Annotated in this window: 12 protein-coding genes; 7 read left to right on the top strand and 5 right to left on the bottom strand. The window is 60.4% G+C overall.

What is annotated here, in order from left to right; genetic code table 11:
• Positions 1 to 9: 9 nt before the first annotated feature.
• Positions 10 to 1,230, bottom strand: coding sequence for a hypothetical protein (locus ABRP98_RS01250; protein WP_349857100.1), 1,221 nt, complete (start codon positions 1,228 to 1,230; stop codon positions 10 to 12).
• 253 nt (positions 1,231 to 1,483) lie between these two features.
• On the opposite strand from ABRP98_RS01250, the gene ABRP98_RS01245 reads away from it, so the two are divergent.
• Both ABRP98_RS01245 and zupT read left to right on the top strand, forming a co-directional pair.
• Positions 1,484 to 3,400, top strand: coding sequence for a BCCT family transporter (locus ABRP98_RS01245; protein ID WP_502878775.1), 1,917 nt, complete (start codon positions 1,484 to 1,486; stop codon positions 3,398 to 3,400).
• A gap of 35 nt (positions 3,401 to 3,435) precedes the next feature.
• The gene (zupT, locus tag ABRP98_RS01240) at positions 3,436 to 4,233 is read left to right on the top strand and encodes a zinc transporter ZupT (protein ID WP_349857099.1); all 798 of its coding nucleotides are present in this window, start codon (positions 3,436 to 3,438) and stop codon (positions 4,231 to 4,233) included.
• A gap of 1 nt (position 4,234) precedes the next feature.
• Here zupT and ABRP98_RS01235 read toward each other — a convergent pair whose 3' ends face one another.
• The 3 genes from ABRP98_RS01235 to ABRP98_RS01225 are packed head-to-tail and all read right to left on the bottom strand — an operon-like array spanning position 4,235 to position 6,444.
• Positions 4,235 to 5,176: a DUF808 domain-containing protein gene (locus ABRP98_RS01235; RefSeq protein ID WP_349857098.1), complete on the bottom strand. Its 942-nt coding sequence runs from the start codon at positions 5,174 to 5,176 to the stop codon at positions 4,235 to 4,237.
• Between the two features lie 3 nt (positions 5,177 to 5,179).
• Entirely contained in the window at positions 5,180 to 5,716 is a 537-nt protein-coding gene (locus ABRP98_RS01230; protein ID WP_349857097.1) for a ribonuclease FAU-1 family protein, read from the bottom strand.
• The gene (locus ABRP98_RS01225; RefSeq protein ID WP_349857096.1) at positions 5,716 to 6,444 is read right to left on the bottom strand and encodes an Rv1157c family protein; all 729 of its coding nucleotides are present in this window, start codon (positions 6,442 to 6,444) and stop codon (positions 5,716 to 5,718) included. Before ABRP98_RS01225 ends, ABRP98_RS01230 begins: the two co-directional genes overlap by 1 nt.
• Positions 6,445 to 6,713: 269 nt before the next feature.
• On the opposite strand from ABRP98_RS01225, the gene typA reads away from it, so the two are divergent.
• Positions 6,714 to 8,624 carry a translational GTPase TypA gene (gene typA / locus ABRP98_RS01220; RefSeq protein WP_284769917.1) on the top strand — a complete coding sequence of 637 codons (1,911 nt, stop codon included), beginning with the start codon at positions 6,714 to 6,716 and terminating at the stop codon, positions 8,622 to 8,624.
• An 11-nt stretch (positions 8,625 to 8,635) separates the two neighbouring features.
• Here the strand turns inward: typA and ABRP98_RS01215 are convergent, their stop codons facing one another.
• The gene (locus ABRP98_RS01215; protein ID WP_349857095.1) at positions 8,636 to 9,292 is read right to left on the bottom strand and encodes a GOLPH3/VPS74 family protein; all 657 of its coding nucleotides are present in this window, start codon (positions 9,290 to 9,292) and stop codon (positions 8,636 to 8,638) included.
• 89 nt (positions 9,293 to 9,381) lie between these two features.
• On the opposite strand from ABRP98_RS01215, the gene ABRP98_RS01210 reads away from it, so the two are divergent.
• Genes ABRP98_RS01210 through fdxA form a run of 4 tightly spaced genes read left to right on the top strand, consistent with a single transcriptional unit; the run spans position 9,382 to position 12,615 of the window.
• Entirely contained in the window at positions 9,382 to 11,001 is a 1,620-nt protein-coding gene (locus ABRP98_RS01210; protein WP_349857094.1) for an ABC transporter family substrate-binding protein, read from the top strand.
• Positions 10,991 to 11,860, top strand: coding sequence for a PIG-L family deacetylase (locus tag ABRP98_RS01205; protein WP_349857093.1), 870 nt, complete (start codon positions 10,991 to 10,993; stop codon positions 11,858 to 11,860). The genes ABRP98_RS01210 and ABRP98_RS01205 overlap by 11 nt, the downstream gene beginning before the upstream one ends.
• A complete protein-coding gene (locus tag ABRP98_RS01200; protein WP_349857092.1) occupies positions 11,860 to 12,237 on the top strand; it encodes a hypothetical protein in 378 nt (125 codons plus the stop codon). Before ABRP98_RS01205 ends, ABRP98_RS01200 begins: the two co-directional genes overlap by 1 nt.
• A gap of 54 nt (positions 12,238 to 12,291) precedes the next feature.
• Entirely contained in the window at positions 12,292 to 12,615 is a 324-nt protein-coding gene (gene fdxA / locus ABRP98_RS01195) for a ferredoxin (RefSeq protein WP_023017724.1), read from the top strand.
• Positions 12,616 to 12,618 lie beyond the last annotated feature (3 nt).

Here is a 12,618-nt window from a genome sequence, read left to right as displayed (position 1 = left end):
GTGTCCGATCTATTTGCGGTGATTTCCGCCGCGCGGGCGGGACTGCTCGCGCGCCACGCGCCGGGCACGCACGCGGGCGGATTCGGAAGAAAAGCGGCCCGGTTCCTCCGCGACGGGAAGCGCGCGCCAGCTCAGGTTCTGTGAGCCCGGCATGGACGAGACCAAGTCGGCCAAGCCACTGCTAGCGGGTGGTGCTGCGGCCTCATCGTTGTCGCGAGCACGAGGCGCCGGCGGGGTGGGAGATGCCTTTTCTTCTTTGTCTATGCCTACCGTGGCGCCGTCCTCTGGGGCAGCACTGTCCTCTGCGGCAGCGCCGTTCTCCGAGGTAGCGCTGGGCGTCGCGGGCGGGGCTTCTGCAGAACCTGTGGTTGCCGTGGCCGCGTCGGTATTGGGACTGACCGGGCGCCGCGTGCCTGTGGGAAGATCGCCGGCGATGTCAGCGGACTCCAGCGCGAACTCCCACTCCTCGGGCGGGGCTGGGGTGGCCCGGCGGGACGTAGTGGCACCAGGAAGCGCGGTGCGGCCAGACGGCACCCGCAGGGGTGGCGCCGCCGGGGAGAATAATTCGCTATCTGGGGAATCCGCTGCGGGGATATCGACCGCGATTATCCCACCGGCGCTATACGCACGGGCGGCCATCGTGGTACCGGCTTCTTGCGCCACCGCATACCCGGTGCGCAGGCCAGGCAACTGGCTCAACGCGCCGCACGGGCCGAGCACAGTATCGCCACAGGAGGCCACGACGGCATCATCGATGACCTTGAGCGTGACAAAGAACTGCTGCGTTTCAAGGTTAGATAGCTGCGAATCAGTTATATCGCCCGCCGCAGTATCGACGATTGCACCGTGGCCGCCGGCGAGCAGCGCCGATTCGGCCGGCTGGTCATTGACCGGCACCATCCACGGCCACAGCCCGAGGGAGACGGCAACCTCGAGTTCGCCGTCAACAATGCCGACCGTGGCTACTGTCTGCGGGGTGGCCTGCGATGCCTTCAACCGGTGCAGGTCCGGGTATTCGGCTGCCTCTACCTCATCGAGAAACCCAATGAAGCCAAACTCCGAGCGTACCCGCCAGCCGTTGGAGTAGGTATCGGGTTCTAAAGAGACATCGATAAGCGCGGGCTGGCTACCCACGCCAGGAATGCTGAGCACCGTGCCGGAGATAACATGTTCCAATATAGCGACGTGTTCGACGCCGAAGTAGCTGGTAGCAAGCGGGTAAGACACCATAGGAAGACAGTAACTCCAAAGCTTCAAAGCGGGGCGTAACGTACGGGTTTCATTTTACGCATGTGGGGGGTAAAACATCGCTTAGCCGGTGGTTTTCGGCATTGTTCGTTAACGTGTTAATGATTCCCACAAGTTGAATAGTGAATAATGAAATAGGAGTAGGGCTTTGTCATCTAATTCATCGCCTCGGCCCGATAACGGAACCACCAGTGGGCTGGAGAACGTTAATAATACGGAAGAAAGTCAAAAGCGCGTGCGCGGCGCACAACGCATACTGCACGACATCATCTACCCGCACAATATTCACCCTGCCTTGGTTCCTGGCGTGTCCATTGAGGACCAGAAGGTTAAATACAGCGTGGATAAGACCATCCTGGGCGTCGTCGGTGGACTCGTTATCGCCTTCGTAATATGGGGCGTGCTCGCTCCCGAACAGGTTTTTAATACCTCCTCCACCGCCCTGGATTGGGTCATGCGCAACCTAGGCTGGATCTTTACTGCACTGGCCACCTTCCTGATGTTCCTGCTGTTGATCCTCGCCTTTTCCAAATACGGGAAAATCCCACTCGGCGTGGATGGTGAAAAGCCGGAGTTTTCCACGATTAGCTGGGCCGCCATGCTCTTTGGTGCGGGCATCGGCATCGGACTTATCTTCTTCGGACCCTACGAACCGCTCACTCATTATCTCTCACCGCGCCCAGGCGCCTATGAAGCCGCCAGCGATGAAGCGGTGCTCGGCGCGCTCGCCCAATCGGCCATGCACTGGGGCCTTAACGCGTGGGCCATCTACGCCATCGTCGGGCTGTGCGTGGCCTATGTGTCCTTCCGCCGCGGTCGCGTACCCCTCATGAGCTCCATCTTGATGCCGCTTTTTGGCAACCGCTCCACCGATTCCACACCGGCGCGCATTATCGATGGCCTGGCGATCATCGCCACCCTCTTTGGTACCGCGGCCACTTTGGGAATTGGCGCGCTACAGATCGGCCGCGGAGTGGAAATCGTCAGCGGTTGGTCTACCACTGGCAATACCGCAGCCTTGGTCATCATTGTCGTGCTTTCCATCGGCACCATCTTTTCCGCCGTGTCTGGTGTAGCTAAGGGCGTGCGGTGGCTATCCAATATCAACCTGGCATTGGCGCTGGGTATCGCGATCTTCTTCTTCGTCATCGGACCGACTGCTCTCCTGGCCAATATGATGCCCGCGGTCATTATTGAGTACCTCGACAACACTCCCGAAATGTTGTCCGCCAACATGGGAGAGGGCGAAGATATGGTCTCCTTCCTGTCCTCATGGACCACGTTCTACTGGGCGTGGTGGGTATCGTGGTCGCCGTTCGTTGGCGTATTCGTGGCCAAGATTTCCCGCGGGCGCACCATCCGCCAATTCGTCCTTGGCGTGCTGTTTATTCCTTCCGCTATCATCATCGCAGCATTCACCATCTTGGGCGGCACCACCATTTGGCTGCAACGCCGCGATGGCGATATCGCTCCCGATGGGACCATTGATTCCATGCCGGCGGCCGAAGACATCTTCTTCAACGTCTTGGACCATTTCCCCGGATCTAATTGGATGGCACCGCTGGTCATCGTCATGCTAGTGGTATTTTTCATCACCACCGCGGACTCGGCCTCGCTGGTCAATTCCCAGCTCACCCAGCGCGGCAACCCGCAGCCGAAACCCACTGTCACTGTCTTTTGGGTGCTCTGTATGGCGGGCATCGCCGTGGTCATTCTCATGTCCGGCGGCAAAAACGCGCTGCAAGGCCTGCAAAACCTAATCACCATTACGGCGCTTCCTTTTGCCGTCATCATCTCGCTGATGTGCATTGCCCTCATTAGAGAACTGCGCCATGATCCAGCATCGATCCGCCACTATTACGAGCACCAGGCCGTCTCCAATGCTGTCATCCACGGCGTGCGTGATTACGGCGATAATTTTGCCCTGTCTATCGAGCCCACAACGGGAGATTCCGATTACGCCACCGGCGGCAAGTTTAACTCCACTGCTGCAGAGGTCACGGAGTGGTACGCGCGCACCGATGAGGAAGGCCATGCCATTGGTTATGACTACGAAGCTGGCCGTTACGTGGAAGATGATCCTTCGGTGGCCGATGGCGAGTTCGTATCCGGCTCCGGCGAAGACGATGCACAGACCCCGCCTTCCCATTAAGGCTTGATAATTACTGTCAGGTACAGTCACAGACTATGACCTTGTCCACGTTCGCCTTCGCCTTTGGACTGGTCCTGCTCTCGGGCCTGTCCACCTCCATCGGCGGGGCATTGGCGGTGGGAAAGCGCCAGCCAGGGCCCGCGTTTATGGCCGCAGCCTTAGGGCTTTCGGCGGGTGTGATGCTCTATGTCTCCTTCATGGAAATCCTGCCGGAAGGCATAGAGCAGCTTAGCGATGCCCTCGGGGGCGAAAAACCCGGCACCTGGGCCACGGTAGGTGCCTTCTTCGCTGGCATTGCGGTCATCGCGATTATTGACCGGATGGTGCCAGAAGAGATCAACCCGCACGAACCAGGCACGACGGAAGAAGACGCCCGCCGCGGCAGGCTGATGAAGACGGGCGTATTTACCGCAGTCGCGCTGGGCTTGCACAATTTCCCGGAGGGCTTTGCCACCTTCTTAGCCGGCCTGGAGTCTAAGGAGATTGCTGTTCCGGTGGCAGTGGCGATTGCCATCCATAATATCCCGGAAGGCATCGCCGTCGCGGTGCCGCTGCGGGAGGCGACCGGCTCGCGCAAGAAGGCCTTTTGGTGGGCTACGCTTTCCGGGCTGGCTGAACCGCTGGGCGCACTCATCGGCTTTGGTCTGCTCTTACCGGTATTGGGGCCGGCCACCATGGGCATTAGCTTTGCCGCCGTAGCCGGCATCATGGTGTTTATTTCCCTGGATGAGCTGCTTCCCACCGCGGAAGAAACTGGTGAACACCACTACGCCATCTACGGCCTTATCGCCGGTATGGCCATTATGGCGGTATCGCTCATGCTGTTTATGTAACTTAGTGTTGCGCTGCCGAGGTGGCAGACGGCGAGCCGGTCGAGGCTTTGACCGCCATGACGATGCTGGCGATGACAAGTCCGAGGATGAGCCCGCACACCATGGACAGGCCGGTTTCGGCCAGCCAGCTCAGCGCGCCATTGTGGATATGTTCAGTGGCAGCCTCGATAAACCCGTGCGGCTGGTCTACCCCGAATTCGTGGAGGCCCGAGGTGACGATATGCCCGCCTACCCACAACATGGCGGCGGTACCGATGATGCCGATGATATCCAGGACGAAGGGCATGCCCTTGACCAAGGCATTGCCTAACAGGGAATTGCCATCGCGGCGCTGGGTTAAGGCCAGGCCAATGTCATCCATCTTGACCAGCAATCCCACGGCGCCGTAGACGCCCAAGGTCAAGATGATACCGACGGCGATGAGCGCGCCGAGGCGCAGCCAGAAGGGTTGATCGATGACCTCATTTAAGGAGATCACCATGATCTCAGCAGACAGGATGAGGTCGGTGGTGATGGCGGATTTCACCAGGCTATCTTCGGCCTCTGGGCCCTTGTGCTGGACGGAATCGGTGGCATCGCTAGGGGAGGAGTGGAAGAAGGAGAGGATCTTTTCCGCGCCTTCGAAACATAAATAGGTACCGCCGCACATCAAGATGGGCGTGAGCGCCCACGGCGCAATCCAAGACAGGATCATCGCAATCGGCAAAATGATGACGAGCTTGTTGATGAGCGAACCCTTGGTGATACGCCAGATCATCGGCAGCTCGCGCTGCGGTTTTATGCCCTCGACGTATTGTGGGGTCACTGCGGCATCATCGACGACGACGCCGAGAGACTTCATAGATGTCTTGCCGCCTAAGGCGGCCACATCGTCGACGCTGGAGGCGGCGGCGCGGGCTATTAAAGCGACATCGTCAAGCAGGGCAAAAAGGCCACCGGCCATGGCTTATCCTTCGGGGGCTAAAGTTACGTTTTCTGACCAAGACAAGTCTATGCCGTGGTGGGCAAGCCAGGCCATTGCATCGTCGCCGTGGCGGGTAATTCCCTCGACCGCGTTTAGAGTGGTGTCGATAGCGAGTTCGGCGTCCTCGGCGGAAATGAGGCCAGCGGACGTCGCTGCGGAGAGCTCGTCGATGTCGAGGACAGTAATGGGTTCGCCGGTGGTGGTGACCAAGTCGACGTAGAGATCGCGGGTGGTCCACTCATTGCCTTGGCGCTGGATTTCGGCGACGTCGATATAAAAGTCCTGCTTAACCTCGACGCCGGGGCGGAAGTGGAAGATATTCGCGCGCAGGTTAAGGCTTGGCAGCAGCCACGATTCGAGGTAGCCAAAACGCGGGTGATCGGCACCGCGTGCCATATACAGGCCAAACTCGGTTTCGGTGTAGGTATCGACTTGGCGCAGGTAGCCCTTGGGATCGGTATTGGTGAAGGCCGCAGTATTAAAGGTCTCCCGCTTGGCTGGGTGGAGATCAACGGCCATTACTTCACCTCTAGGAAGGCGGCGGTGGGGACGAAATCGCAGCGTGCCTCGGTGGTATTAACGGAACCGGAGAGCAGCGCGATGACTAGGCCCTTGCCTGTGTGGGCCGTGCCAGAAAGCGTTGTGGGCCCATCCTGGTTGATGCCGTTATTGTGCAGCGGGGTAATGCCGCTTTGCAGGGTATTGATATTAAACCACTGCACGTTCATGCCTCCTTGGTCCGGTGCTGCCGGTGGGGTGCCCAAGGCGGTAAAGAGGAAGACGGTTTCGCCCTCGCCGGCGCCGGGGGCGGGAATTTCCGTAGGACCAGGTACCGCGATGCCAGAGCCGGTGGCGGCGTTGGTGCCGCCGATGCAGTTCGCGGAGACGGTGGGCCAATAAAACTGCCGGAAGTACGGGTTATCGCCCTGCGGCATGGGGACACCGCCACCACCGTCGCCGGTGCCGGCGAAGAAGTCCAAGGCGGACAAGATCGTATTGCGGGCGTCTTCGGGGATCCATGGCTGCGCAGCAAAGGCGCGCACGCGGTCCTGGGTTTCAGGGGTAGGGCGACCGAGCTCATCCAAGGGGCTGGCGGGCATGTGCTGCTGTGCCAGTGAGGAAAGATCTGGGGCGAAGGCCTGTGCGGGCGCTACCAGGGGAGAGGCGAGGCCAATAAGCGCGGCGGTGGCAGCGGCGATGTAGCCGGTGCGGCCGCTTAGGTGCCAAGAAGTTTGGGCGTGGCTCACGGTATCAGGTCCTTATTGTCTCGCGGGGAAAGTAGTATAGCCCCATTGGTCACAGCAGTAACAGTAATAACTCTAGTAACGATAGTTATCCACTGGGAAGTGTCAAGTACTAGGTCGTTTCAGGCACGCGAGACGTTACGGGGTGGCATAGGTCGCGTCTTGGCTCCCCAATGCTGCACTATGCCCTGTTAGGGGGTATCGTAGGACGTCGTTCAAGAACATTTCTCGCGCACCAGCGCTTGTAGATCCTCCGAAGGAGAACCCAACTAGTGAGTAATACCGAGTTCCGTAATGTTGCCATTGTCGCGCACGTTGACCATGGCAAGACCACGTTGGTCAACGGCATGCTGGAGCAGTCCGGTGCTTTTGGCGAACACGGTGAGCACACGGACCGCGTCATGGACTCCAACGATCAGGAGCGCGAGCGCGGCATTACCATTTTGGCCAAGAACACGGCCATCCGCCGCCAGGGTCTGGGCAAAGACGGCGCAGACCTCATCATTAACGTCATCGACACCCCGGGCCACGCCGACTTCGGCGGCGAGGTGGAGCGCGGCATTTCCATGGTGGACGGCGTCGTGCTGCTTGTCGATGCCTCTGAGGGCCCCCTCCCACAGACCCGCTTCGTCCTGACCAAGGCGCTAGAGGCCAAGCTGCCGGTCATCGTCTGTGTGAACAAGACCGACCGCCCCGATGCCCGCATCGACGAGGTTGTCACCGAGTCCCAAGACCTGCTGCTAGAAATCGCCGCTGGCCTCGAGGATGAGGAAGCCGCAGCAGCAGCTGAAGAGTTGCTCGATCTCCCGGTTCTGTACGCCTCCGGCCGCGCCGGCGTTGCCTCCACCGAGAACCCGGGCGATGGCAACGTTCCCGATAGCGAGGACCTGCAGGCGCTTTTCGATGTCATCTACAACGTCCTGCCCGAGCCCTCCGCTACCGTCGATGCCCCACTGCAGGCGCACGTCACCAACCTTGACGCCTCTGACTTCCTCGGCCGTATTGCGCTGCTGCGCATCTACGCCGGCCGCATCAAGAAGGGCCAGCAGGTGGCCTGGATTCACTACGACGATGAGGGCAACCAACACACCAAGACCGTCAAGGTTGCCGAGCTGCTGCGCACGGTCGGCTTCGAGCGTCAGCCGGCCGAAGAGGCCATCGCCGGCGATATCGTCGCCATCTCTGGTATTTCCGATGTCATGATTGGTGACACCATCGCCGATCCGGAAAACCCAGAGGCCCTGCCGCGCATCACCGTTGATGAGCCGGCCATCTCCATGACCATCGGTGTGAACACCTCGCCGATGGCAGGCCGCGGCGGCGGCACCAAGCTGACCGCCCGCATGGTCAAGGCCCGCTTGGAGCAGGAGCTTATCGGTAACGTCTCCCTGCGCGTGCTGCCCACGGAGCGCCCAGATACCTGGGAGGTCCAGGGCCGCGGCGAGATGGCTCTGTCCGTGCTTATCGAGTCCATGCGCCGCGAGGGCTTCGAGCTGACCATCGGTAAGCCGCAGGTAGTTACCCAGCAGATCGATGGCAAGACCTATGAGCCCTATGAGATCCTCACCATCGACTCCCCGTCGGAGCACCAGGGTGCCATCACCCAGCTGCTGGCTTCCCGCAAGGGACAGATGCAGTCCATGGACGTGCGCGAGGGCGACTGGGTGCGCATGATCTTCCGCGTTCCCGCCCGTGGCCTCATCGGTTTCCGTACCCAGTTCATGACCGAGACCCGCGGTGCTGGCATCGCCAACTCCATCTCCGATGGCATCGATGTCTGGGCCGGCGAGATTAAGTCCCGCGCCACCGGCTCCTTGGTGGCTGACCGTACCGGCCAGATCACCCAGTACGCACTGATGCAGCTGGCTGACCGCGGCAACTTCTTCGTCGAGCCAGGTGCAGAGGCCTACGAAGGCATGGTCGTGGGTGCCAATAACCGCGATGAGGATATTGACATCAACATCACCAAGGAAAAGAAGCTGACCAATATGCGCTCTGCCACCGCAGACGCCACGGTCACCCTGGCCAAGGCCCACACGCTCTCGCTGGAAGAGGCACTGGAATTCTGTGGCAACGACGAGTGCGTCGAGGTAGCCCCAGATGTGCTGCGCGTGCGCAAGCTGGAGCTTTCCGCCACCGACCGCAAGCGCGCCGCTTCCCGCGCTAAGCAGATGAAGAAGTAATCTGCCTCGATCTAAGTGGTGGCTGCGGTTGATGCCGCAGCCGCCGCGATAATCGCCGTCGTCTCCTGCAGTATGGTTTTTACCGCAGAGGCGGCGGCATCGTCGTATTCCACCTGTTGCTTTAATTCTTTGATGCGTTTGCGCATCTCCCGGCGTTTCATTTCGGGCGCATCCTCCTTGAGCAGGGGATAGGCCCCTTTAATCTCGCGGAGAATATCCAAGATAAACACGTCTTTGGCGCTAGGGGCTTGGGAGCCGTTAAGCACCGCCGCGAGCCTCTCGCGCACCTCATCTTCTAGCGCCGTGTCCGTCATGATGTAACGGTCGCCGCCCAGCTGCCACCACGCGGCATCCTCAATCTCCAATTGGCCGCGGTCCTGAAAATCCTGGGCAATCTTCTCGCGCGGGGAGAACCACCCCGCCTGCAGCAGTGTCTTGACCGAGCTGGTCCGGTGCTCGTGCAGGCTATCCCATGCCCAAGAAAGCACTGGGTGCTCTGGCTTTTTGTCCGTGGCGTGCACCTTATTCTTTGCAGTTATGGCAACTGCTTCGCACAGGAGCAAATCGCTAAAAAGGCCGGCGCGCAGGGCGGTCTCGTTATTGGATAGCACCTCCTTTTTACCGTTGTTCTTGGTAAGCAGGAGGAACATTTCTTGGCAGATAAGCATGGTGAGGAGATCCCTTCAATGGTGATTTCGTACGAGTTTAGCGCGCAGAATCTCCGTGTGGCGGGAAGAAGGTACTAAAGTAGTCCGCGATGAAAAATAGTCTCAAGGCCCGCGCACTTGCTGCCACTGCCGCCATCGGCCTCGCGTTTGTCAGCGGGTGTTCGGCCAATCCTGGCCCACCACCGGTGGTAGAAGACTCGGATGACCAGGAATCTACCGCCCAGGAAACGGAATCCTTCACGACCACGACGGATAACGAGCCGCCGCGCGCGGAGGAAGATAAGTCGCGGCCCACCATTTCCATCGGTGTCGATCCGCTGCGCGCCGGACTTAACCCACACCTGGTGGCCAATAACTCCGAGCTCGTGGATCAAATCGCCGAGCTGGTCTTGCCGTCGACGTTCCACTGGGGACGCATGGATACAGACGTCCTAGAATCCGCCGCGGAGGTCACCGCGCCGGAGGGCGTAGCCCAGCGGGTGCGCTACGTCATCGCCACTCCCGCGCAGTGGTCCGATGGCACCCCGATTTCCGGGGCGGATTTCAACTACTTGTGGAAGAAGATGACCACCACCGCAGGCGTCAAGGACCCGGCGGGCTACCGCGCCATTTCCGCGGTGACCACCTCCGATGGCGGGCGTGTGGTCACGGTGGATTTTGCAGAGCGGGTTAAGGATTGGAAGCAGCTATTCAACCAGCTGCTTCCCTCGCACCTGTTGCAAAATTCCGATTTCGATTCGGCGCTGGCCAATGACATCCCCGCCTCCGCCGGTCGCTTCTCGGTCGATAGCGTGGACCGCAGCCGCGGGGTCATCACCCTCAACCGCAATGACCGCTTCTGGGGTGCCGACCCCGCCCACATCGACGTCGTCCAGCTGCGCGAGGTGCGCGATAGTACCCAGGCGCTCAATATGCTGCGCTCTGGCCAGATTGGGTTCGCGGACTTTACCCCGGGTCAGACCTCGCAGGAAGCGCTCGGCCTGCTGGGACATGTGAGCGATAAGACGGTTACCCGCCCGCGCCAGCTGCGCTTGCACATGTCCACTGAGCACGGCGCCTTGGAGGACGCCGCCGCGCGGCGCGGGGTGGCCTCGCTTATCGATACCGAACAGGTCGCCCGGCTCGCCACTGGCCGCGCGTCCAACCTGAAGGCCGGGCATAATTCGGTCTCAGGGGAGGCGAACCTGACGGCCCTGCGCGAGCGCGCCAGCAAGAAGCCTATCCGCTTCGCCGTCGATCCGACCAGCCCCACGGCTTTGGCTGCGGCGAATACGCTTTACGATGTCCTCGAGGCCCACGGCATCCCCGCCGAGGTCACCACCGATAGGCTTACCACCATTACCTCTAAGCTGCTTCCTGAAGGCAAGGTTGATGCGGTGGTGACCTGGGAGGATATCACCTTAACTTCGCTCTCGGCCGCGAATATCTTCAACTGCGCCGAAGACGAACCGCTCGCAGGCGATCTCTCCGGGTTCTGCCCCGACAACGCCGCCGAAACGCGCATGGACATCCTTTCCGGAAAGATAAGCCCCTCCACCGCGCTGGGGCGAATCCGCGAGATCAACGCCCAGGACGTGTTATACGTCCCGCTCTTAGATGAAACGCGTGTGCACGCGCTGGGGGAGGGTATTGTAGGCCCCGGCCAAAGTATTGATGACTGGGATAAAGGTCTGGTCACAGCGCCGGTTTGGAGGATAGATGAGGACTAAGGACTTGGTGGGCTACCGCGTTGTTGCCGTACACGCGCACCCCGATGATGAAACGCTTTTTACCGGCGGCACCCTTGCCACCCTGGCCGCGCGCGGTGCGCAGGTCACGGTCATCACCCTTACCCTTGGCGAGGACGGCGAGGTCATCGGTGCGCCCTATCAAGGTCTTGCCGAGCACCATCAGCTCGGTGGCTTCCGCGCCCGCGAATTGGCCTGCGCCCTCTCCGCTTTAGGGGTGGAGGGCATCCAGCTGGGCGGATTCGGCCACTTCCACGATTCCGGCATGGTGGGATCGCCGTCTCACGACAACCCCCGTGCGCTGGTCAATCGCTTGGATGAGGCGGTAGATCTGCTCCGCGCGGAATTAGATGTACTCAAGCCACACGCCATCTTGACCTATGGACCAGACGGCGGCTATAATCACCCGGACCACGTTGCGGTGCATAGGGTGGTGGAAAAGGCGGCATCGGCAAGCACGCGCATTTGGTGGGCGATTTTTGACCGCGCCGCCAATTACGCCGGCCTGGAGACCCTCGACGCGCCCGCGGGCTGGCGCAAACCCGATGCCGCATACCTGGATAATTTCACCACCGCCGGCGCGGACCTAAGCTTCGCGCTTGACGATGCCGCCCTCCACGCCAAACGCGCCGCCATGCGCGCCCACGCCACGCAAATCTGGCTGGCCGATGGCAGCACCACCGCCACCAACCCCGAGGCCGCCGTCGCCGCTGTCCACGACCCAGCCGCGGTGCCTGGGGCCTACTGCCTGTCCAATAGATTGCTTATGCCCTTGCTGCGCGCCGAATACTTCCAACTCGGCAGGGGCGAGCCCGCAACCGACCTCCTGGGGGAGCTGTAATGCGCGCTGATTTTAGCCGCGGCGAGCAGGTCACAGGCCTTATCTGGCTTTCTCTCGGCGCCCTGCTATCGCTATTTTTGGAGGTCATATACCTCACCGCCCGGATTTCGCTGGCTGATGGTGCGAGCATAGCGTTTCCCATCACCATCCTCATCGCCGCTGCCTTCAACGTGGTGCTAACCCGCACCGCGCGGCTGTGGAGTGATCGTACTTACATCGCGGCCATCCCCACTATCGTCTGGGGCCTGGGATTTTTCGCGCTTATGCTGCTGGTTCCGATTACCGGTGATGTCATCGTGGGCAATAATATTCTCAGCTTGCTCCTGCTTTTGGCCGGAATCGGCGGCGGCGTTTGGCCTTTCCTAAAGCAGAAGTGACATACTATATTTCATCCCCAAACCCATGAAATCAGGAAGATTCAAGGATTCTCCATGACTTATACAATCGCTCAACCTTGCGTTGATGTAATGGACCGCGGCTGTGTTGAGGAATGCCCCGTCGATTGCATTTACGAAGGCAAGCGCATGCTCTACATCCACCCAGATGAGTGCGTGGACTGCGGTGCCTGCGAGCCCGCATGCCCGGTAGAAGCCATCTTCTACGAGGATGACGTTCCCGATGAGTGGATCGATTACAACGATGCCAACGCAGCATTCTTCGATGACTTGGGCTCTCCCGGTGGAGCGGCAGCCCTCGGCCCGCAAGATTTCGATGCGTCAATGGTAGCCGCGCTGCCCCCACAGAATCAGGAGTAATTC

The organism is Corynebacterium sp. KPL2838 (assembly GCF_040225455.1).
Taxonomy (GTDB): domain Bacteria; phylum Actinomycetota; class Actinomycetes; order Mycobacteriales; family Mycobacteriaceae; genus Corynebacterium; species Corynebacterium rhinophilum.
The sequence above is the reverse complement of the archived record's forward strand: the minus strand, read 5'-3'. Positions and strand labels throughout refer to the sequence as shown.

What these genes read in the sequence shown, in the direction of transcription:
- ABRP98_RS01250 (WP_349857100.1), bottom strand. Translation starts at nt 1,230, where the DNA reads ATGGTGTCTTACCCGCTTGCTACCAGCTACTTCGGCGTCGAACACGTC.
- zupT (WP_349857099.1), top strand. Translation starts at nt 3,436, where the DNA reads ATGACCTTGTCCACGTTCGCCTTCGCCTTTGGACTGGTCCTGCTCTCG.
- ABRP98_RS01235 (WP_349857098.1), bottom strand. Translation starts at nt 5,176, where the DNA reads ATGGCCGGTGGCCTTTTTGCCCTGCTTGACGATGTCGCTTTAATAGCC.
- ABRP98_RS01230 (WP_349857097.1), bottom strand. Translation starts at nt 5,716, where the DNA reads ATGGCCGTTGATCTCCACCCAGCCAAGCGGGAGACCTTTAATACTGCG.
- ABRP98_RS01215 (WP_349857095.1), bottom strand. Translation starts at nt 9,292, where the DNA reads ATGCTTATCTGCCAAGAAATGTTCCTCCTGCTTACCAAGAACAACGGT.
- ABRP98_RS01210 (WP_349857094.1), top strand. Translation starts at nt 9,382, where the DNA reads ATGAAAAATAGTCTCAAGGCCCGCGCACTTGCTGCCACTGCCGCCATC.
- ABRP98_RS01205 (WP_349857093.1), top strand. Translation starts at nt 10,991, where the DNA reads ATGAGGACTAAGGACTTGGTGGGCTACCGCGTTGTTGCCGTACACGCG.
- ABRP98_RS01200 (WP_349857092.1), top strand. Translation starts at nt 11,860, where the DNA reads ATGCGCGCTGATTTTAGCCGCGGCGAGCAGGTCACAGGCCTTATCTGG.
- fdxA (WP_023017724.1), top strand. Translation starts at nt 12,292, where the DNA reads ATGACTTATACAATCGCTCAACCTTGCGTTGATGTAATGGACCGCGGC.